The 22,222-nt window shown below is 60.3% G+C and carries 14 protein-coding genes and 2 pseudogenes; 8 read left to right on the top strand and 8 right to left on the bottom strand.

Translation table 11 applies throughout. The features are described from left to right. Nucleotides 1-28: 28 nt before the first annotated feature. Complete coding sequence (locus tag ACR9YP_RS40495) at nt 29-601, bottom strand: FAD-dependent monooxygenase (RefSeq protein ID WP_474218717.1); 573 nt, start codon at nt 599-601, stop codon at nt 29-31. A gap of 220 nt (nt 602-821) precedes the next feature. On the opposite strand from ACR9YP_RS40495, the gene ACR9YP_RS40490 reads away from it, so the two are divergent. From ACR9YP_RS40490 to ACR9YP_RS40475, 4 genes are all read left to right on the top strand, one after another. Next, nucleotides 822-1,019 carry a hypothetical protein gene (locus ACR9YP_RS40490; RefSeq protein ID WP_474218716.1) on the top strand — a complete coding sequence of 66 codons (198 nt, stop codon included), beginning with the start codon at nt 822-824 and terminating at the stop codon, nt 1,017-1,019. 1,211 nt (nt 1,020-2,230) lie between these two features. Further along, nucleotides 2,231-3,661, top strand: a complete 1,431-nt coding sequence (locus ACR9YP_RS40485) for an FAD-binding oxidoreductase (protein ID WP_474218715.1) — start codon at nt 2,231-2,233, stop codon at nt 3,659-3,661. Nucleotides 3,662-4,203: 542 nt separating this feature from the next. Further along, nucleotides 4,204-7,755: an ATP-binding protein gene (locus ACR9YP_RS40480; protein WP_474218714.1), complete on the top strand. Its 3,552-nt coding sequence runs from the start codon at nt 4,204-4,206 to the stop codon at nt 7,753-7,755. A gap of 28 nt (nt 7,756-7,783) precedes the next feature. Next, nucleotides 7,784-8,041 carry a DUF4242 domain-containing protein gene (locus ACR9YP_RS40475; protein ID WP_474218713.1) on the top strand — a complete coding sequence of 86 codons (258 nt, stop codon included), beginning with the start codon at nt 7,784-7,786 and terminating at the stop codon, nt 8,039-8,041. A 76-nt stretch (nt 8,042-8,117) separates the two neighbouring features. Here the strand turns inward: ACR9YP_RS40475 and ACR9YP_RS40470 are convergent. Next, nucleotides 8,118-8,733, bottom strand: a pseudogene (locus tag ACR9YP_RS40470) (molybdopterin-dependent oxidoreductase). A gap of 638 nt (nt 8,734-9,371) precedes the next feature. On the opposite strand from ACR9YP_RS40470, the gene dctP reads away from it, so the two are divergent. The 3 genes from dctP (at nt 9,372) to ACR9YP_RS40455 (ending at nt 12,333) form a co-directional block, all read left to right on the top strand. Next, nucleotides 9,372-10,367, top strand: a complete 996-nt coding sequence (gene dctP / locus ACR9YP_RS40465; protein ID WP_474221207.1) for a TRAP transporter substrate-binding protein DctP — start codon at nt 9,372-9,374, stop codon at nt 10,365-10,367. Nucleotides 10,368-10,450: 83 nt separating this feature from the next. Continuing rightward, entirely contained in the window at nt 10,451-11,017 is a 567-nt protein-coding gene (locus ACR9YP_RS40460) for a TRAP transporter small permease subunit (protein ID WP_474218712.1), read from the top strand. After that, complete coding sequence (locus tag ACR9YP_RS40455) at nt 11,014-12,333, top strand: TRAP transporter large permease (protein ID WP_474218711.1); 1,320 nt, start codon at nt 11,014-11,016, stop codon at nt 12,331-12,333. Before ACR9YP_RS40460 ends, ACR9YP_RS40455 begins: the two co-directional genes overlap by 4 nt. Before the next feature lie 350 nt (nt 12,334-12,683). Here the strand turns inward: ACR9YP_RS40455 and oxlT are convergent, their stop codons facing one another. Together oxlT and ACR9YP_RS40445 are read right to left on the bottom strand one after the other, a co-directional pair. Beyond that, nucleotides 12,684-13,955, bottom strand: a complete 1,272-nt coding sequence (gene oxlT / locus ACR9YP_RS40450; protein WP_474218710.1) for an oxalate/formate MFS antiporter — start codon at nt 13,953-13,955, stop codon at nt 12,684-12,686. Nucleotides 13,956-14,090: 135 nt separating this feature from the next. Then, nucleotides 14,091-15,422: pseudogene (locus ACR9YP_RS40445) on the bottom strand (dihydroxy-acid dehydratase domain-containing protein). Between ACR9YP_RS40445 and ACR9YP_RS40440 the strand changes: the two are divergent. Continuing rightward, nucleotides 15,337-16,098 (top strand): hypothetical protein, encoded by a 762-nt coding sequence (locus ACR9YP_RS40440; protein ID WP_474218709.1) that lies wholly within the window; start codon nt 15,337-15,339, stop codon nt 16,096-16,098. The pseudogene ACR9YP_RS40445 and the gene ACR9YP_RS40440 sit on opposite strands and share 86 nt — an antisense overlap. A 27-nt stretch (nt 16,099-16,125) precedes the next feature. On the opposite strand, the gene asnB is transcribed toward ACR9YP_RS40440, so the two are convergent. Genes asnB through ACR9YP_RS40420 form a run of 4 tightly spaced genes read right to left on the bottom strand, consistent with a single transcriptional unit; the run spans nt 16,126 to nt 22,220 of the window. Continuing rightward, nucleotides 16,126-18,036, bottom strand: a complete 1,911-nt coding sequence (asnB, locus tag ACR9YP_RS40435; protein WP_474218708.1) for an asparagine synthase (glutamine-hydrolyzing) — start codon at nt 18,034-18,036, stop codon at nt 16,126-16,128. A gap of 9 nt (nt 18,037-18,045) precedes the next feature. Next, on the bottom strand, nt 18,046-20,463 hold the full coding sequence (locus ACR9YP_RS40430) for a M36 family metallopeptidase (RefSeq protein WP_474218707.1): 2,418 nt from the start codon (nt 20,461-20,463) through the stop codon (nt 18,046-18,048). 16 nt (nt 20,464-20,479) lie between these two features. Then, a complete protein-coding gene (locus ACR9YP_RS40425) occupies nt 20,480-21,319 on the bottom strand; it encodes an alpha/beta fold hydrolase (protein ID WP_474218706.1) in 840 nt (279 codons plus the stop codon). After that, nucleotides 21,297-22,220 carry a Rieske 2Fe-2S domain-containing protein gene (locus tag ACR9YP_RS40420; protein ID WP_474218705.1) on the bottom strand — a complete coding sequence of 308 codons (924 nt, stop codon included), beginning with the start codon at nt 22,218-22,220 and terminating at the stop codon, nt 21,297-21,299. The genes ACR9YP_RS40425 and ACR9YP_RS40420 overlap by 23 nt, the downstream gene beginning before the upstream one ends. Between the last annotated feature and the right edge of the window lie 2 nt (nt 22,221-22,222).

Below are 22,222 nucleotides of genomic sequence, written 5' to 3'. Positions count from 1 at the left end.
GAATGATATAGATGTCCTCGTCGCGCGGTCAATATCCCCGAGATTCGAGGGTAGCTACCATGTGGCCTAACGATCGTTCGAACAGCTCTTCAGGACCGAAAACGAGATTTCGCACATTTGAATGCAAACCATCGGCGCCAATCACAAGATCAAACCGCCGTGGATGAGCGCGTTTGAACGTGACATCTACACCATGCTGATCCTGCTCAAGGCCCACTATCTGCTCGGCGAATATGATTTCCGTGACCGACTTTGCTTTCTCCAGCAGCAGGCGCGCAAGGTCGCTACGCCGAACGGTAACAAAACGCCCCCCGATTATCTCGCGGAAGACGTTCGTGCCGACCCCAGTCTTGCGCTTACCTCGGTCATCAACGATCCGCATCTCCCTCGCGCGGTAGCCGAGACGATCAAGGTCTCCACAAAGTCCCATCCGGTCGGCAACGTCATATCCGAGCCCCCAAAAGTCGATCACGTAGCCACCCGTCCGCATCGATGGCGCGCTCTCCATGATCGTAGGCTTCCACCCCGCCCGGGCGAGCCAATACGAAAGCGTCGGACCGGCTATGCCGGCTCCAGAGATGGGGGCAGTCTCATTTGCCATAATAACAGGTTAGCACAGCGTCGGCTCGAATAGTCTGAGCGGTCGTTGGTTCTCCTCCAAGGATGTGGTCATGGATGACGGAAGATCGGCTCAAGTGCAGATCCATGCGTCCCTTCAGGGTAGTAGCGCGCGAACCGGCCCTTGCGCGCGATGCGATGAGTTTTTAGGCACCTAGAGAAAGTGCCGCCTCGTGACTCTAGGATCGGTTCTCGCGAGCAAGATGGCCGCTCGTGTGCCCGAAGCCGTCTGCTCATTCGAGTTAAGGGCGGTCAGCTGTTCGATGCAACCCGACCAAGGCTTGCGGGCTCATGCAGGACCGAAGCTGATCCTTAAGGAACTTTCCGGGTTGCTGCTCATATCGGGCGACTTTGGTTTCCGCGACTTCCCGTTCGGACTGGGTGAGATCATTGTTGCATGATATCCGGCTTTACGCAGAGGGGACGCAATTGAGCAGCTCCCCTCCGCCTTCTCCGTATGTCCCCTTAGGGTATCATGCGAATTTGCTGACGTTTCTTCCCCCTGCTATCCGTGACGATGCCCTGCTGATGTGGAAGAGCGGAGGCCAGCATGCGATTGGGACTGAAGCTCGCCGCTTTTGGAATTATCCTTCTGCTGCCGAAGACTAGTCTTTATCTGTCCAATACGGAGGCGCAAACTGCGTCTGAGCGCTCAACGTCGGGCCCGGTAGCTCATTGGGATGTTAACTCAACGGGTTATCTCACGGTCTCTGCGGAAGGCAAGCAGGCCAAAAGCTCTACGTGTGCAGCGAAACCTGGGCACGACAGCCGCGACACCGTGGCCATCCATGCGATGGATAAGAACCCGACGGGGTCATAGGCATCTCGCGGCAAAGGTAGCGCGAGGTGAGCCCTGGGAACATGGCAACCGGTTGGTCGGGATGAGATCCTCAAGTACCGGGCTGTCGCCCATCGATTGAGGCGACCGGAGGGCTGCTCCAGTAACAGCAAGGGTGCCGCATCCCGTCGTACCCAAGGTACGTTCCTGACGGGATCATAGGAGCGGTAGTGCTGTGCGCAGTAGGCCACTGCATTTGCGTTCGCGATCGCGCCGCCAATCTAGGCGCCAGCGGCGAGGCCGCCGATCACTGCCGAGCCTCGGCTACAATGGTGTCTGTGCCAGCCACCCCATTGGTGACCTCCAATCCAATGTCGATATTGGACCTGCAGCTGCTCTTGGTTGAGACGGGAGACATCGGCGCAGCGAGCGCGGAGGTTCAGGCGGCCATCAACAAGTCCGGTCGCGAGTGTTGGATCAAAGCACCACCGTTGCTCGTCATACGAACAGCAACCGCCAAGGCCGGCGCTCCGGCGCAGGTGCGAGCGATAGAGAGCCAAACCAGCAGAAACTTGGATCTCACAGGCAGGAGAGAGGAGATTGTGAGCCAGCTAGTTCGAACGTGACATTCTGTCGCTGAACCATTCTTTCGCCGAGCCGACTCACGTTCAGGCGGAAATTCGCCGTTCGCCATGTCGAACGGTAGGCAGCGGACGATTCTGCGCTGCTCCAGTTGCGAATCCATCTGTCAGCAGCGCCCGCCTTTTGTGCTGATCCTGTCCAGAAATGTGAGCTGGCGTGGGAACACTCGCGCCCAGTTACGGAGGAGATGCCATGACGGAGATGCGGCTGGCCTCGCTGCAAGGCGGGGCGATTACGCTTGGAGGCGATGCGATAGATGCCTTTCGCCAAACATTACGGGGCAATTTCTGCCTGGCCGAGGAGCCGGGCTACGATGAGGCACGCACAATCTGGAATGCGATGATCGACCGCCACCCCGGCGCTGTTGTGCGGTGCAAAGGGGCCGCAGACATCATTCGTGCCGTGCGTTTTGCGCGCGAGCATGGCCTTCTGGTCGCTGTGCGCGGCGGCGGCCACAACATCGCGGGCAATGCCGTTTGTGAAGGCGGGCTCTTGATCGATCTTTCGGTGATGCGCTCGGTCCGGGTCGATCCGTTTCACCGCACCGCGCAAGTCGAGCCGGGCGCAACGCTCGGCGAATTCGACAATGAGGCGCAGGCTTTCGGCCTCGCTACCCCGCTCGGCATCAACTCGACGACTGGCGTTGCGGGATTGACGCTGGGCGGCGGCTTCGGATGGCTCAGCCGCAAGTTCGGACTTGCCGCCGACAACCTGATCTCGGCCGACGTGGTGACGGCCGAAGGTGAGCTTGTCCGGGCAAGCATCACCGAGAATGCCGACCTGTTCTGGGCGCTGCGCGGAGGCGGCGCCAATTTCGGGGTGGTGAGCTCGTTTGATTTCCGCCTGCATCCGGTCGGACCAATGGTCCTGGCCGGGCTCATCGTCCATCCCTTCGCACGGGCGAAGGAGGTGCTTGCAGGCTATCGCGACGTCGCCGCCAAGGCGCCCGATGAATTGACCGTGTGGGTGGTGCTCAGGCAGGCGCCGCCGCTGCCGTTCCTGCCTGCCGAGGTTCACGGCAAGGAGATCGTCGCGTTTGCCGTCTGCTATACAGGCGCGGAGAGTGAGGGTAATCGCGCGCTGGAACCCTTGCGCGGGCTCGGAGAGCCAATCGCCGACGTGATCGGCATGCAGCCATTCGCGGCCTGGCAGACCGCGTTCGACCCGCTGCTCACGCCTGGCGCCTACAATTACTGGAAGTCGCACAATTTCGTCGGGCTCAGCGACGGCCTCCTCGACACGCTTGTTGGCCATACGACGAGCCTGCCGACCGGGGAGTGCGAGATTTTTATTGGACAGCTTGGCGGCGCCACCGGCCGCAAGGCTGTCGACGCCACGGCTTTCCCCCACCGCGATGCAAATTTCGTCATGAACGTTCATACGCGATGGCGCGACCCGACCGACGAGCAGCGTTCGATCGCTTGGGCCCGTAAGCTCTTTACCGAGACTGCGCCCCACGCAACTGGCGGCGTCTACGTCAACTTCATGCCGGAGGACGAGACCGATCGCGTGACAGGCGCCTACGGCTCGAACTACGCCCGTCTCGCGGCGCTGAAGGCCAAGTACGATCCGGACAATCTGTTCCGGTTGAACCAGAACGTGCGGCCGTCCGCGGTACAGTGACCGCCTGACGGGAGACAAAGGAGGGACCAATGAGCGACCTGAGACATAAGGTGAGATTTAGAGGTGACACTTTCCGGTTCTGGGCGGGAGGTGTCGATGCCGTGGAAGGAAAGGTCAGTAATGGAGGAGATTCTCCGCGCGAAAGCGCTGGTCTCTCAAGGGCCCGCGCAATGAGCAACGGCTGCACGTTCTCGCCGCCTGCTCGCCTATGATAACGTGAACGTCTGGCTTGGCGAAGGCTATGCCGGCGAGCAAATATCTGCACCCGCTGCCGATCGGGCCTGCCTAAAATTATCGCGCTGCGGCAGTTCTATGCTCGGCTGCACGTTTGCAGTAAAATGTCCAAATGCAGCGTGCTGCGTAGGGACTTCGCATCGGCACGAGGTCCTATCGTCTGCGACTGCCGAGTAGTCGCCACAGAATATCGTCCGCTCTGCTTGACCCGAGCGGGCGAGGCGCTTTCCCCGGCGAAAGGCGCGCACGCGCTCCAAAGTTGACCGGGAGCAGATAAGGAAAAAACCTCTAGACCAGCGAGCGGGCTCATGAGCCAAGACATCAATATGTGGCTGCGTGCTCTTGGCCTCGGGCAATATTGTGATGTCTTCGCCGCCGGTGATGTCGATCTGAGGGTACTCCCGCATCTTACGGAGATGGATCTTCGCGAACTGGGGGTATCGCTCGGACACCGCAAGATCATCCTGGCGGCGGTTGCTGAGTCCTTCGGGGGCGCGCTATCGGCGGCAGGCGTCAACTATTTCCATTCGAACGATCAGCCGTTGCCGCGCGCTCCCCCGGAACGGCCGCCGGAGCGACGCCTGCTGAGCGTCCTGTTCTGCGATCTGGTTGGTTCCACGGAGCTGTCTCGGCGGCTCGATCCCGAGGATATGCGCGAGGTGCTTCGCAGCTATCAGGATCGGGTCGCCGGCGCGGTCACCCGTTATGGCGGCTACGTCGCCCGATTCATGGGCGACGGCGTCATGGCGTATTTCGGATGGCCATGCGCCTACGAGGATCATGCCGAACGCGCGGTCCGAGCGGGGTTCGACGCCCTGGCCGCCGTGCAACTGCTGAAGCCCGACGCTATCGAGCTCGAGGCCCGGGTCGGGGTAGCCACGGGGCTCGTCGTTGTCGGGGACCTCGTTGGAGGCTGGGTCCGCGAGGAAGGTGCGGTGGCGGGTGAGACGCCCAATCTCGCAGCCAGGCTCCAGGCGAGCGCGCGGCCGAGTCAACTCGTTATCGCGGAGGCGACCAGGCGACTGATCGGCGATGCCTTCGTCGTCGAGGACCTCGGTGAAAAGCCTCTTAAGGGATTTGGGATGGGCATTCGCGTGCATCTCGTCAAGTCCGAGCGAGAGGTCGAAAGCCGATTCCACGCGGCGCACGCCGGAGAGCTGTCGCCTTTCGTAGGTCGCGTGCACGAGATCGCGCTGCTCGTTGAAAGGTGGGAGCTTGCGCGCGCAGGAGAGGGACAGGCAATCCTGCTCTCGGGGGATGCCGGCATCGGTAAATCCCGGTTGGTACAGGCCTTTTCAGAAAAGCTGGGCGCGACGCCGAACGTCGTCCTGCGTTTTCAATGTTCGCCCTATCATACCCACAGTACCCTATTTCCGATTGTTCAGAATCTCGGCCGCGCCGCCGACTTTCGGCCGGGCGATAGCAACGAACAACGGCTCGACAAACTTGAGCATATGCTCGCCGAGGTGGGTGCCGACCTTCGAATGGTGGCACCCGTTTACGCGGAGCTTTTGTCCCTCGATTGCCATGATCGGTACGGCAAGATCGACCTGACGCCACAGCAAAGGAAGAGCCTCACACTGCAGACGCTGGTCGACCGGTTCCTGCAGCGCGCCGCGCGCTCTCCAGTCCTGATTATTGTCGAGGACGCTCACTGGATCGATCCCACTACCACCGAGCTGCTCGATACGCTGATGGCGCCAATCAACCGAGCACCGATCATGTTGCTCGTGACACACCGGCCGAGCTGGACTTCTGAATGGCCCAGCCTTTACGGCCATGTGCTGCAGCTCTCCCTCGGGCCGCTGGCAAAGCCTCAGATCGCCGACATGGTGCGGCACATTGCCGGCGCCACTGCCAGCGCGCGCATGATCGATGAGATCGTCGGCCGGACCGATGGCATCCCCCTGTTTATCGAGGAGCTGGCCCGCTCTCTGGTCGAGCGCGAGGCCGGCGTGGGCGAATTAGAGGTGGGGCTTCCGGCGACGCTGCAGGGCTCCTTGATGGCACGCCTCGATCGCTGCCAGCCGACCGCGAAAGAAACCGCCCAAATCGCCTCTGTCATCGGCCGCGAGTTCAGCCGAGACCTGCTTGCTCATGTGTGCGATTTTCCGATCGCCGATCTCGATGCGGCCGTCGCCGAGCTGATGGCGGCGCATCTGGTTCTGAGAGGGGGTCCTTCCGAGGATGCCTTGGCGTTCAGGCACGCCCTCATTCAGGACACGGCATACCAGTCCCTGCTGACGAGCAGAAGACAGCGGTATCATGCGGCAATTGCCCGCGCCCTTGCCGAGTACCGCCGTGAGACAGCGGACACCCAGCCGGAGCTGGTTGCGCGACACTTTTCCGAGGCCGGACTACCACAGTTGGCCCTGCCGTTCTGGCGGCGTGCCGGCGAGCGCGCGCTGGCGCGCTCGGCGAACGACGAGGCCATCGATCATTACGGGAAGGCCCTGGCCATCGCTGAGAGACTGCCCGATTTGGAAGGGCGCGAGGACGCCGTGCTCGAGACAAGAATCGCATTGGGTCGGGCGCAATCGGCGGCCGGCCATCTGCAACAGGCTTCCGCCACATTCGAGCGCGCCGCCGGCGAGGCACGAGCCCGTGGAAACAGTGATGCACTCGCCAACTGCGCCATCGGTTTTGGACACGCCCGGTTCTACTATCACGACTCTCTTGAACCTTCCATCAAGCTGCTGCTCGAAGCCTTATCGGCGATCGAAGAAGGAAACAGCCGGCAGCGCTGCCAGATATTGAGTGCGCTCGGTCGAGCGTTCTTGATGAAGGGTGATTTCGAGCGTGCTGACGTCTTCAATTCCGAGGCCATCGAAATGGCGCGCCGCCTCGAGGACGACCGCTCTCTCTGTGAAGTTCTGTTTACTCCATTTCTGGTGCCGGCAGCACTCTCGGGGACGCAATCTGCGGACCTGCGCAACCGCCTCAGCGAGGCGCTCGCCATTGCCGATCGGCTGAATGACGCCGACCTCCGGACCCGAATCCTTTCTGTGCACATCTATTATTCGGCCGAATTTGGCGACTACCAGGGGATGATCGCGGCTTTAGACCAGTTTCAGTCATCAATTGAAGGCCGTCAGATGCTGCACCAGGAATGGGTTGCGCAGCTAGGGCGAGCCATGCAGGCTCTTTTGATCGGCGACTTTGCGGCCGCCGAGAACCTCGCCGAGAACGCGCATGCGATGGGTCGCAGGACGCATGGGGAGAGTGTCGAAGGCGTTTACGGCATGCAGATGTTCACAATCCGCCGTGAGCAGGGACGCCTGGCGGAGATTGCCCCTGTCATCAAACAGTTGATCAATGACGAACCAGAAGGCAATACCTGGAAGCCCGGATTCGCGCTCGTCGCGACGGAGCTGGGCTTCAAGCCGCAGGCACAAAAGATGCTGGACGAGCTGCGGCAGACCGATTTCGCCTTCCCAATGGATGCGAAGCGGAGCACGACGCTTTCCTATCTTGCCGATGTCTGCGCGGCGCTTGAGGACGAGCGCTGCGCGCGTGCCTTGTACGATCTGCTCGAGCCCTACCGCCACATGACCGTCACGGCCGGTGTCGTGACCGTCTGCTACGGATCGGCCGGCCGCTTCCTCGGAGCCCTCGCCGACATGCTCGGCGACTGGGATCGTTCCGAAGAGCACTTCGAGGAGGCGCTACGGATCGACCGGCACATGCATGCATGGCCTTGGCTGGCGCACGCGCAGAACCGATACGCGCACATGCTGCGCCGCCGCGGCCGCCACGGCGACATCACACATGCCGATGCGCTGTTGAACGAATCTCTGGCGATGGCAAGTCGCCTGAACATGACCGCTCTGCTTACGAGGCTCCGCGGTCAACTGCACTGACGTGTCACTTCGTACACGGGAGAGGGCCATGCCGCGTTTTATTATCGAGCGAAACTTCGCAGAAAAATTGGAGTTCACTAAGGAAGGAGTCGAAAGAGTCGACCTCATCAACGATGAGGAAGGAGTGAAGTGGATCTTCTCCTTTCTGAGTGCAGACAAGCGCAAGACCTACTGTCTTTATGAGGCCGAAAGCGCTGACGCCATTCGCAACGCAGCAAGGCGCGCCAATATTCCGGCCGACGTGATCATCGAGGTGGAGGAGGTAACGCCGGCGATGTTTGCGTGAGAGGTTTCATGGCACCAGGTCCCCTTCTGGACCATACTGACCAGGGGCCCGAGATCAGTGTTCACGTCGGCCGTCACTAGTATACTGGAACGACGAGCCGCACCGGGAAGCCGTTGAGATGCGGGAACGCTTGCCCGTTCATCTCATAGGCGACGATAGTGGATTCGCCCATCGCGCGCCAGATCGGGATGCTCTTGGTGAAATCCGGGATCTTGTCGAATGCCGGCCCGTCGGCGCCATTGAGCGCAATTTCGATGCACTCCTTCTTGATGCCGACCTTGTCAAGGACGCCGCGGCCCCTTCCAGCGGGCGCATCCCATGGCGCCATAACCCCACTCCACGCCGGGGACGTGCGGGGTGGACAGGCCTCGACGATTGCCGGAGCACTGGTTGACGGCGGCGATCTCGACCGCCGGCATCTTCTTCAGGTCATCGAGCGTCAGCTCGGTGGAATTGTTGGCGCCGTCGCCATCGACCTTGATCTTGTAGTCGGCGACATTCACCTCCGGGATATCGGTAAGGTGATAGCGCACGAAAAACTGGTCATTCGGTGTGATCGGCGTGCGGAAATACTCGGGCGGAGCCTCGTAGTTCGGCGGCCGGTCTGCCAGCTCGATCAGCGGCTTCTCGGCTGGTAGCGTTGCTTTGTTGGCGTAGGTCGCAATGCCGCCGGGGACGCCCGGCGTGAGCATTGAGGCGGCAGTCTGAGCTCGTGCCGGCAGCGGCAGGATCAAGGTCCCCGCCACGCCAGCCGTCCTCCCTAAAAAGGCACGCCGGTTAATCCCATCCATTTGTTTCTTCCGCTTTTGCCGTTGCTGCAGCTTTGCTTGCCGGGCGGCTGCCCTATCCACATCCGGCGGGACGCGCTCTCGGCGCGGCGCTCTACTAAAGTCTGGGGCGACGCCACGCGCCATGCGCGAATCGGCATGTTTTCGCAGAACTGACCTGCACTTGCTCAAGAGCGTGTCGCTCGTCTTGCGTATAGTTAGTCCTTACTGACCGTGTGCGGCGACGCCACAATTCGACCGCCGACCTCAACAACGACTTCGCCTTCGCCGCGCCGCAGCGTTGGTCGCATGAACAGTGATCGCCGGATGGCTGGGTGAGCGATCGACGTGGGTATGAAACGAACGGCGCTAGGCTTCGCGTGCATGAAGCTCCAGCCGTTGCGAAACCCACGCTGCTGCGGAAACCAGGATTTGGCGGTACCCGTTGGTCGCATGCTACTAAAGTCATATGCGTGCCGGAATGGCGGTGCGCCTCGTGGTGGGATTTGATCGCAAGCCCCGGGCGTCTTAGGGGCAACGATAAAGCAATCCAGGAGGAACACATGAAACGGATTTCCAAAATTTTAGCTGGTGCGGTCACCGCGATTGCGATCTCAGGCGCAGCACAGGCGCAGACTATTATGAAGGCGTCGCATCAGTTTCCAGGCGGCAAAGGCGATGTGCGCGACGACATGGTGCAGATGATCGCCAAAGAAGTGAAGGGTGCCAATGTCGGGATCGACATTCAGGTCTATCCAGGCGCTTCGCTGTTCAAGCCTAACGACCAATGGAACGCCATGGTCAACGGTCAGCTCGACATCACGCTGTTCCCGCTCGACTATGCCAGTGGCAAGGTGCGAGCCTTCAGCGCTACGCTGATGCCGGGCCTAATCCGCAGCCAGGATCGTGCAAAACGCATCAACGACTCGCAATTCATGAAGGACATCCGCACCGAAATCGAGAAGCACGGCGCCGTCGTGCTGTCTGACGCCTGGTTTGCGGGCGGCATGGCTTCGAAGAACGGCTGCATTGTGAAGCCGGACGATATGAAGGGCCGCAAGTTCCGCGCCGCCGGCCCAACCTTCGCCGGCATGTGGGAAGCGGCCGGCGCCAGCATCGTGAGTCCGCCGTCGAACGAAATCTACAACGCTTTCCAAACCGGCGTGGTGAACGGGACCGACACGAGCCTCGGCACCTTTCAGTCGATGCGGCTCTATGAAGTAACAGACTGCTTGACCGCGCCGGGCGACAACGCGCTGTGGTTCATGTACGAGCCCGTGCTGATGTCGAAGAAGAACTTCGACAGGCTCGACAAGAAGCAGCAGGACGCCATCGTGGCGGCCGGCAAGGTGGCGCAGGCGTATTACGAGGGCAAGGCCGACGCGGTGAACAAGGATGCCATCAAGGCGTTCGAGGACCACAAGGTGAAGGTCGTAACGCTGAGCGACGCCGACTATCAGGCTTGGCTCGAGGTGGCGAAGACGAGCTCTTATGCCAAGTTCGCCAAGGACGTGCCGAACGGGCAAAAGCTGATCAACGAAGCGCTCGCGGTGAAATAGCGACAAGTGGCGGCGCCCGGCATAACGTCCGGCGGGCGCCGATCGCCGGTCGGAATGTAGATTGCAGCAGCTCGGACAGTTTGATGGATCATTTCATACGGGCCGTGAGCTTTCTGTCGCGCGTAGCCGGGGTGACAGGCGCGGTGCTGATCGGCCTTGCCGTTCTTGTGATCTGCGACCTGGTGATCGAGCGTTACGTGCTCAATCTCACCACGATCTGGCAGATCGACGTGGTGACCTATTGCGTGGTCGGCGCGACTTTCATCAGCAGCGCTTACGTCCTGATGACGCGCGGGCACGTCAATGTCGACATCCTGCCGCTCCACGTCGGCCTCCGCACACGCTACTGGCTTGCCCTGGTGACTAGCCTGATTGCGCTCACCTTCTGCGTGGCGATCTTCGTGCTTTGTACGATCTACTGGTACGAGGCTTACACGGAAGGCTGGTTGTCCAACACTGTCTGGCGTGCACGACTCTGGATTCCCTATCTCTCAATGCCGATCGGTCTTGGCCTTGTGGTCCTGCAATACCTGGTTGAGCTGCTTCGCCTTGTGACGGGGCGCGCTCCGCCTTTTGGCATTTCGGAGAAGCAGGGCGCGGAGGACGTTGTCCGCGCGCAAGCGCACGAAGCCGTCGGAGAGCCCCTGTGAGCCCGGGCGTCCAGGGCCTCATTGTTCTGATCGTCACGCTGTTGATGCTGGTGTCCGGTATCCCGGTTGCCTTTGGCCTTGGCGCCATAGCGGTGGCCTTCCTTGTCATCTTCCAGGGCTTCGACAGCCTGAACGTCGTCGCTGAAACCGTCTGGTCGGGGCTCGACGAATTTACCTTGGTGGCTATTCCGATGTTCGTCATGATGGGCGCTGCGATCGGCTCCTCGCCGGCCGGCAAGGACTTGTACGAAGCGCTCGATCGCTGGCTCTATCGCCTCCCCGGCGGATTGGCGATTTCCAATATCGGCGCCTGTGCGATCTTTGCGGCGCTGACCGGGTCATCGCCCGCCTGTTGCGCGGCTATCGGCAAAATGGGCATCCCAGAGATGCGACGTCGCGGCTATCCCGACGAGGTCGCGACCGGTTCGATCTGCGCCGGCGGAACGCTCGGCATTCTCATTCCACCTTCCGTCACTTTCATCCTCTACGGCATTGCCACCGAAACTTCGATCGGCCGATTGTTTATCGCCGGCGTGATGCCGGGCGTGATGTTGACTGCGATGTTCATGCTGTGGACCCTATATAAGATCTGGCGCAGTGGCTTTCGTTCGCATGCCGCCGGCTTTCGCTACAGCTGGAGGGAGAAGTTCGCGGCGGTCCCGAAGGTCGTACCATTCCTGATCGTCGTGATCGGCGTCATGTACACGCTCTATGGCGGCATCGCTACGCCCTCGGAGGCGGCCGGCGTCGGCGCCGCTCTCTGCCTGATCCTGGCGATCGCGATCTACCGACTTTGGCGGCCGGGCCAGATCTGGCACATCCTGCGCGACACCATGCGAGAGTCAGTGATGATCCTGACCATCATCGCTACCGCGGTGCTATTCGGTTACATGCTTACCTCGCTTTATCTGACGCAGACACTGGCGCAGGCGATCGCCGACCTGCACGTCAACAGATGGGCGTTGATGTCCCTGATCAACGTCTTCTTGCTGGTCTGCGGCTTTTTCATTCCGCCCGCAGCCATCATCCTAATGACGAGCCCGATCCTGTTGCCGATCATCACTGCGGCAGGCTTCGACCCGGTCTGGTTCGGCGTGATTTTGACCATCAACATGGAGATCGGCCTGATCCATCCGCCGGTCGGCCTCAATATCTACATCGTCAACGCCATCGCCCCGGACGTCCCGCTAGCAAAGGTAATGTGGGGCACGCTGCCTTATGTGGTCTGCATGATGCTGGCGATCGTAATACTGTGCTTGTTCCCCGAGATCGCAACCTGGCTGCCCGAAAAACTTATGGGGGCCGTGCACAAGTAGCGTGTCAACGACCCTGCGGAATTGAGCCTTTTCAAGATCTCGGCGGATGATCCGGACACTGAATACGCAAAGGTGATGCTGGCGATCGCAAGACGGCTGCAGTGCGGTACTGGTCGGTCACCTCGTGCAACTGGCCGCTTCGTGGGTCAAACGAAAGTCAACTGGTCGCGACATCAAGCGCTCCATTGAGCCCCTTCTTCAACACAGCCCCACGCGGTACTCGGTCGCGTTGAAAGTGATCGCAGGCCGATTTCGTAAGCGATTGGCAATGGTGCGAGACGGGCGGCGTACACGAATCACTCAGTGCGGGAATCACTCGACCTTGATAGCCGCGTGCTGGGGCGGTGGGATCATTCCCTCGCGATGGCGGAGACACGCATCGGTTTGAGAACCGCCAAGGCCATCACCGCCGCGATGATGTTGAGGATCGCTGCTACGTAGAATACCGCGTGCCAACCGCCGGTGGCGGATTTCAATACGTTCGCGAGCGGGACCAGCAAGGCCGCGGTACCCTTGGCTGTGTAAAGCATCCCGTAGTTGGCCGTCGCAAACTTGCGACCGTAGAGGTCGGTGGATGTGGCAGGGAACAACGAGAAGATCTCGCCCCAAGCAAAGAAGACCACGCCGGATAGGATCACGAACCAGACCGGATCGCCAGCGAGCATCAAGAGGACATAGATGCCAAGCCCTTCAAGTAGGAAGGCGATGAACATGGTGTTCTCACGGCCAATGTGGTCCGACACCCAGCCGAAGAATGGACGACAGAAGCCATTGAGCACGCGATCGATCGACAGCGCGAAGGTCAGCGCCGGCAAGGTTATGCCGACCAGGGTCACCGGGATCGTATCGACCTTGTAGTCCTTGGCGATCAGCGCGAGCTGCGCGACCGCCATGAGCCCGCCGGCTGCCACAAGGACGAACATGACGTACATTGTCCAGAAGGGAGCGGTTTTCAGAACCTCGACCGGTGCGTAATCGCGCCGCGTCTGCTGTACCGCCGGAGCGCTTGGCGCCGGCACTTCGCCGGGTTCGGGCGCGCGCAACAGCACAGCGACAATCATAACGATGATTCCTTGGGCGAGACCGAACCACAAGAATGCGGCTTCATAGCCGCTCGACTTGATCATGTTGGCGATAGGAATCACGGTCAGCGCGGATCCGGCGCCGAACCCCGCTGCGGTGAGACCGGCGGCAAGGCCGCGGCGATCCGGGAACCATTTGAGGGCGTTGCCCACTGAACCGCCATAAACTACGCCCGCACCAATGCCGCCGATGGCGGCAGCCAAGTAGAGCAGCGCAAGCGAATTGGCTTCCGAATTGATGACCCATGCGATCGCAACAAGCGCGCCGCTACCACCGATCATGATGCGCGGGCCGAACTTGTCGATCAGATAGCCCTCGAACGGTACCAGCCAAGTTTCAGTCAGCACGAAGATGGTGAAAGCGACCTGAATCGCCGCCTTGCCCCAGTGATATTTTTGGTCAATCGGATTGACGAAGAGCGTCCAGCCGTATTGCAGGTTGGCGATCATCACCATGCAGATGATACCGAAGATGAGTTGACCCCATCGTGCCGCTTCCGATGCGCGCGCGGTCGGGGCGGCTGACCCCGCTATGGCCATCGCTCCCTCCTCAAAATTCTTTGCAGTCGCTAGCACTAGCCAAAAGGCCAAATACCTAACTGAAGAATATTAGCAATAAATCACGTGTAGACAAAGCTCCATTGCCTATTACCTATTAGGAGGCAAGGCACGATCTCATGCTAGCTGGCGGTTCTGGGCGCACGCCCAGCCTGCGTTACGACCGGACGGGTAGTTAAATCGTTTCAGTTGGCGTTGCCCTCGCAGCGTGTGAGGGGAGCGCCTACCGCAATGCAGCGCCTCGAAACCCACAATTGGCGCGGCGCAGCAAATGAGACTTTCGCTACGGACGTTGGTGCGCGGTGCGATTCGGGACCGGGAATAATGCCTGACCGGATTAGTCCGCAATGGCACCAGGCTCGCCGACGAGACATGACGCGCATATTCCGCGAGAATGCCGTCCCTATAACGGGGCCGCGGTGCCTTCCACTTCTCTTTTCGTGCCGCAAGTTCCTTTGCTGACACGTGGAGTTCAATGAGGCGCTTGTTCCGATCGAGGTCGCCCTCCTTCACCAATGCGGTCGTCCCGCCAACAAAGGCTTTCGGCGCCACGTGGCCAACTATCCAGCCCCAGGATCCCCCAGAGAAGCGACCATCCGTGACGATAGCGACAGAGTCGAGCAACCCTTGGCCGACGAGGGCTGCAGTCGGAGAGAGCATCTCCGGCATGCCTGGCCCGCCTTTCGGACCTTCAGCGAATAACGACGATGTCTCCAGGCTTGATCTTCTTCGAGAGGATCGCCTTCAAGCATGCCTGCTCAGAATCGAACACTCGGGCGGGAGCCTGACGTCTTTGCAACGCATCCCTCGCTCGAAAGATTCCCCTTCAGGATAGACAAATGACCGCGCTCGTAGAGCGGGCTCGACCACGGTCGAATTACTTCTTGGTCGCCGGTTGGCTCCGACGGTACGTCCGCCAGTTCTTCAGCCAGCGTGCGACCGGTGATCGTTATGCAATCACCGTCGATCCGATCATGTTCAAACAGCATCTTCAGCACTTGCGGGACGCCACCGGCGCGATGGAAATCGACTGCGACGAAGCGGCCCGAAGGCTTCAAGTCACACAGCACCGGAGTCCGGCGCGCAACCCGCTCAAAGTCTTCGATGTCCCACCGCACCCCGCCGCTTTCGCAATCGCAAGAAAATGGAGCACGGCGTTGGTCGAGCCTCCAGTTGCCATCACGACCGCTACAGCATTTGAAAGAGACTTTCGGTGATAATGTCGCGGGGCTTCAGATCCTTCTCAATGGCCTGCACCAACACCCGGGCTGATTTCTCGGTCGAGTCGAGCTTCTCGTCGTCTTCAGCGGCGATCAGAGGTGAGTCGAGAAGGCTGAGGCCTAGAGCGGCGATAGCCGTCGCCATGGTGTTCGCTGTGTACTGGGCACCGCAAACGACAAAGCCTGGGCACGCATGTTGCTCGACGCCCTCGAAGTCCTCACGCGTCATCTTCCCCGCGCCCTGGCCGGACTCTTCGTCCCGATTCCACTCATGGCGCTCGAAATTCTGGTGGGCGCGCTTCGGGACCATTGTGGACGAGTGCACCCGCAAGGTCATCGAGCATGAACGGCGCATTCGCGCCGTTCTCGGCCAGCGGCAGTTCGCGCCGCAGTCGCTGGGCGAACAGGTGGCGCTGTGCGCCGTTGCCGACGGCGTGCTGGATTCCGTGCCACTGGATCGCATCGACGCGTTTCGTGCCGGCCTGGCCCCCTGGCTTGGGGAACACTGTCCCGAGATCCGGACGCTCGACGACGAAGCCAGGCCGCTCCCCGACGCCGTACGCTCGGCTCAAGGAGAGCCTGGTCGCTCTGGTCCAATCGGTCGGCGGGAAGATTTCCCAGGAGAGAGCGCGATGACGCGCCTTTCGGAAATCCAGAGCCATATCGCGAGCATGGACGTTGCTCGACATTGTTGGCGCAATGCGTTCGCTCGCCGGCATGCGGGTGCAAGAAGCGCAGCATGCTCTGCAGTAGACGGCGCTCGATCGTCGATGAGCGTGCGCCCGGCGGTTCGTTCATCTGACCAAAGACGAGCGCGGTTCACCATTGATGCCAAGACAGATTGCCCCGTGTCCTCGGGGCGCGCCTCGCCTCAGGTTCGGCAAGTGTTGGAGGATTGCTCTTGACGAACATCTGGTTCTCTGGCGGCCACGCTATGCGGCGAGCGCGAAGCGCTGTTGCAGCACGCACGCGCTCGCGAGATACACCAGCTGATTGCCAATTCCTTCAAGTGCGTGCGGTGATCGCATACCAAGGCGAGGGAGATCATCCAGGAAGCGGATGATCGCTCGCTGATCGAAAAAGGGGACCTGAGCCATCGTGTCGCTCCGGAGCAGGTCCTGGAGCATTTGGTTGAGCCGATTGCCGCATTCGGACGACGGCGGTGGCGCCAGAAACGGTTGCTTTCTGCGGCGATAGACGGCCTCCGTGATGTAGGGGCGAACCGCCTCGCGTAGGACATGTTTGCCATTTGATGCTCGAATTTTGACTGACGGTGGCATATCCCGCAGCAAGCTGGCGACGCGCTCGTCGAGATAGGGCATTCGGCCTTCGACGCCATGCGCCATTTCCATGCGGTCGGCGAGCTGGTTGAGAAGCAGGTTGAGGAACATCGACTTGTTCCAGAGGTAAAGGGACTGATGGACAGGCTCACGCCCCGCGAGCTGACCATCGAAGTCTAGCGCGTCAAGGAAGCTCTTGTACGGATCGTGTCCGGCGAAAGCGGCAAGGAAGTTGGGTGACCACAGCGCTCGGGAATGCGCGGCCGCTTCGGCGAACCACTCCACCCACGACGGCACGAACCCGAGGCGCTCGCGAATGGAAGCGGTTGAGACCGCGTGACTGCCCTCCGGCACCCCGGGACCGCGCAACTCGACTGCGCGACGCCGACGATCAATGCTCTTGCCTCCGTACAGTAATATGTCACGCGCAAGAAAGTCATACCCTGCGGCGGTTTCGTCTGCACCCTCGCCGGTCATCACGACTTTAAAGTTTTGATCCCGGACATACTTGCTCAACAAATATTTCGCCACGCCGTTGGTGTTCGGATTGATCGTCTCGCTGTGCCACACTGCGTCCGCGAAGTTGTCCACGATTTGATCCGACGTGACAGAGAGCACGTGGTGCTGTGCATTCGAAAATCGGGCCGTTTCTGCCGCAATCAAGGATTCATCGTAAGTCTCTGTGTTGAATGCGACCGTAAATGCGTGAATAGGCGACGGCGCATGCGTTGCCGCCATACCGAGCAGAGCAGAGGAATCGAGGCCACCACTGAGATAGCACGCAACTGGAACGTCGGCCTGAAGGCGCAGGCGGATCGCCTCGTCCAAAGCCTCGTGCAGGGCCTCGGCATGCTGGGCTGGCAGCCGCTCGGTCTGAGGGGCATCGCGCCGCGGATAATCGAGGTCCCAATACTTGACGACTCGTAGGCTGCCTTCCTCAGCGATCAGATAATGGCCGGGGGGCACCTGCGAGATGCCGGCAAACAGCGTCCGGCCTTGTGGATAGTACAAGTGGCACATCTCGAAAAAGGATCGGTGATCCCATCGCGCAGGCACGCCAGCGGCAAATAGGGCTTTCGCTTCCGAAGCAAGCCAGATCTGATCGTCAGTGACAGCGTAGTAGAGCGGCTTCGCCCCGAAGCGGTCTCGGGCCGCCAGCAAGATTCTCTTGGCCGAATCCCAAAGCACAAACGCAAACTCGCCACGCAGCCGCTCGATCGCCCCCGTCCCGTGGTCCTCCCACAGATGGACCAGTATTTCGCTATCAGTGCGACTGCCGAAGCGGTGACCGCGTTCCTCCAGCGTCCGACGCACGCGCTGATAATCGTAGAACTCGCCATTGACCACCACGCGAACGGTTCCATTTTCGCTCGCAAGCGGCTGTTCGCCATCAACAAGATCTATGACGGCAAGACGAGCATGACCCAATCCAACGCGCTTTTCCTCATCAATCCAATACTTTCGGCCGTCGGGACCACGATGCTTGAGTTGCTCAAGCGCATCAGCCATTGTTTGCCGGGTGACCCCGCCATCCCGGCAAAGCAGTGCGAAGATGCCGCACATCGCGCGCACTCACTGCGCGATGATACGCGTCAGGCGACCAAGAGCGTCGCTCACCGTGTCAAGCAGAACCAATGCTTCCTGCCGACCAGAAGTCGGCGCCGGCGGAACGTCAAAACCTGAGAGAGCGCCAGCCGTTTCGGTCTGAATATTAAGCGACCAGCCACGAATGGCACCTGTTTCTCCAGCGGATAGATCGGCCGCGAAGATGGCCCAATCGCCCTGGGCAGGCTTGTGCAGAAGGGGTGCCAGCTTATCGCCTGAAGTGAAGTGTAGCTTGAGGTCAGGCGCTTCGCTGAAGGTTTGATTGTACAAGACAATATGAGGTTGCCCGGGTGCAATGAGCTTGACGACGAGGTCGCCGACATAGGCGTGGGCAATGTCGATGTCTGCCTCGATGTGACTAATTGTGCCCCCTAGTGCGCAGTGCCGGATCGTCGTTACGCCGGTTGCAAGATTGTCCGGGATAAGGGTCCGCTCCTGATATTTAAGCTGAATCGTTCCGGCTGAGGTCGTCGGGCTGGTTCCGGCATTTGAGGCGCTTCCCGTGTTGGACGTCGAGCCCGTATTCGATGGCAGCGAGCCACCAGCTGGTACCTCGAAGCTTTCGACTATATTACCGAATTCCGCACCGGCAGATTGTGCCTTGGCGCCCATTCCATATTTTGCGAACGCAGTCCAGATGCCGATCTTTGTGGCTTGATAATCGGCATCGCTCAATCCGGGCGAAGCATTGCGCTTGTGGTCAAGTGCCAGAAGGATGCTGTCACGCATTTCGAGCATGTTGGGATTGGCGGGCGCCAGCTTGAGTGCATCGACTACGATCTGAAGCGCGAGGCGCTGCCCGCGCGGTTCGCCCAATCGGGCATTCAGATTGCGGTTCATTGACATAAGCGCGGCGCACCAGATTTCGCCGACCCTGTGTGGCTGGACGTAAATGCCGGTGCCAAGCATTCCATACGTCCCGGAGTATTGCTCGTCATATGGATGGCTGCGGATGCCGCCCGGCTGATTGGTCACCCAGCCCCCGACAACGTTATTGCCTGTAAGCGTGCAGGCTAGATAGTCGCCCCAACCTTCGCCCATTGCTTTGCTTTGAGGCTGTTCGAGCGCGTGCGTGTTCAGTGCACCGCCCACCAGCCGGTTGGTCACTCCATGCATGAATTCATGGAACACGACGGTTGCATCAAATGCGGTGTGGCGCGACGTGCTAGCCACCAGACCCATGTTCATGATCGGGCTGGTACCGTCGGGGGGTGTCAGCATGTTTGCGGTGCCCCACACCGGCCCGCTATGCGCGCGTGCATCGACGGGATCGCCCGGCACTCCGCCGATGCCCTTAGATTGGAAATTTCCGTCCTCCTCCCGGAATCCCAACAAGTAGAAGAGATCATGCAGAAAATTATTCAAATAGAACATGTTCAGAATCTTTTGCTCGTCGCCCATAGGATCGGCGGGCTGAAAGATCGCTCCTTCTGCAGTCATCGTCGCCGCCAGGGCCGCGCCACTGTCGCCCAGATGTGCGAGGGTGTAGTTGCCACGGGTGTCTCGCATGGCGTCGTCGACCCAATCCAGCGGTTCGCGCGGCACGCCGGTCGGGATCGCGCCGGGATCAAAAGCTACTGCATAGTCTGACCAGGGACGAGGAAACGTAACGAGCTGCCGCGCCGTGCCGTCGGATGTGTAGACCGCGCCGCGGGCGATGAGGAGATCGACGAGCTGCCGAGAGTAAAGAATGTTGCCGGAGTTCGCGTCGACGACGACCAGATATTGCCCCGCGCCCTGCGGCATCGTGAGAATAATCTGCCAGCCGAGCAATTGCTTCGGGGGCGGTGGATACCAGATTAGGCTTGCCTTGATCGCGTAGGCGAACGGACCGCGGTCAAGCACCGTCGGTTGGGAGGGAATGTCGTTGAATGCAGCAATGACCGTCGGCTGAAAGCCATCAAGGTTAATGCGCGGCGCATCTAAGCCATTTCCAAAATCGTCAGATTCTCCGAGCAGGCTATTTCCGAGATCCTGGGTGTGCTTCGCGGCTGCGAGTACTGCCTGCGCGGCTGTGAGCCGCGGTTCGACTGGCGTGTCCTCGCTAAGCTCGAAGGTAATCCCGGTGCTGCTCTCGACGTCGCCAGAGGGGCCAAAGCGCACGGCCTGGGCGCCCTGAAACACCGGAATGCTCTTGAACTGTTGGCGCATATGCACGACGGCCGAACCGCCGCTGGTCTTGCTGACGCGCGGATTGGCTTCGAATTCGGCCGGTAGTCCGTTGAATCCCGCGATGGATCGCAGATGCTCGCGGGCCTTCTGAACATAGAATCCACTGCTTTGGAGACTGTCGCCGGCGACGACGACAGGTCGCAGCTCGCGCGCCGTCAAAACGCGATTGGTGGCCCGCACATTCCCAACCTCCTTGGTGTCCCGACCGGCCATGACCGTTCTCCTCTTGCTATGTCGTGGAATACAAACTGTGCCGCGGGGTTGCCGCCGCCTTGAAATGATCGTCGAGAAGTGGGTAAATTGTCGTCGCGCGCTCCAGCAGGGTAAGATGCCCAGTTCGCTCGAGATAGACGCGGCGGCAGTTCGGAACGTTCCGGTGGATCAGCTCGGCCGAGCGTTTAAACGCATTGCAGTCGTCCTCTCCGATGAGGACCAGCGTTGCTGCGCTAATTCGATTCAATCCTTCCGGCGTCTGACGGTGACAGGTCACAGATTGCATCCGGCCGTCCGCCAGCTCACTCCAGCGATGTTCGCCTATAATCTCGCGCAGGTTGTCCCAGAGGACAGGGTCCCGCGAAGCACCGAGAAAGATGTTCGGAGGGGATGTCATCCACAAATCGCGAAGCCAAGGACCGACGCCGCGCAGCCGGTAGAGCTCGACCAACTCCAAGTTTCGCGCCTGTGCATGCCGGTCTTGCGGACCTCCGCCGAGAGCAGGCGCTCCAAGCACCAAGGACGCGAAAGCACAGGGATGTTCGATGGCAACTTGAAGCGCGACCATGCCGCCGAACGACAGGCCGACCAGATGCCGAATACCTCGCTCGCGAGCAAGACGCCCAATCGCGACCGCAAGATCACGTAAATCCCATCCGGCAGGCAGTGGCGACGAACTGCCATGTCCGGGCAAGTCTATCGCGAGGTGGTGCCAGCGCGGCAGGTCATGCCACAGATTTATCCAAATGCGCGAATCCATAGTGTAGCCGTGAATCCAGAGAACGCCGTCGCCGCTAGCCGGCTGCGAAATGATTGCGAAACTGTCGAGGTTGTTAATCGGCCATCGACTGCGCATGGTTCGGCAGCTCCGCAAAACGGGCGCAAAACGTCCGAAATTCCCTAACTGGCCGGTCAAGGGCGGTATAGCGCGCCGGCCTTTCTTCACAGCGATGTTCCCATACGACGCGATCTTGTTCGAGGCCTTCCCGGCTTCGGCGCAGCAGGAATTGGCAGAGCTCTGGCGCTGGCGGGCGCCCGTGATCGTCTTTTGGCAACGCAAGCGACAGACGAATTGTGCAGGTGTCATCGACATTCGGTGTCGACGACGTAATGACGGTGTACGGATATTCGCCGCCGAGGTCGGAAATCACTACACCGGGGCTGAACGCTACGGCGCGGAACGGCACACGGCTTCCTTCGGTGTGGCCGCGTTGCCAGCGCGAGGAAGGGAGTTCGAACGCCCCATCGACCGTAAGTTCGCCGTTGCAGCTTGGCCGAACGGCGAACTCGCCGTTCATACCGATAGCGTGAACCGGGCCGAAGTGCGATTGGTCAAAGGCATTCTCGACGACTATGTCCGCAGAGCTGCGTACATCGAGCGCGAAGCCGGGCATAATGAAGTGACTTTCCGCCAGCCTGTGTATCGCTTCGCCAAAGCCGTTGCTGAGCTTGTCCGAAAGTTGCACAAAAATCAAACCGCTGACTGCAAGGGTCCGATATCTGCGGATGCAAAAACCATGCTCCGACTCGGTGCCCAGGCCGATACGAAAGCCGTGAAATGGGCAGATCACGGCACCACGTTCGGGGCGGCCGCCAATGCTCAGGTCTGCGCCGCGATGTGGGCAAATGGAGTCGTAGACGCTGATCGCTGCGCCGGAACGCAAAATCATCAGTCGCGTTTTTCCGACAACGACCGAAGAAATCTCTTGCTTGAGCTCTTGCTCGAAGGCGACCTGGAACCAGCCGTGCTGATACATGA

The organism is Bradyrhizobium sp. BR14999 (assembly GCF_056106085.1).
This window is presented reverse-complemented; position numbering and strand designations above follow the sequence as displayed.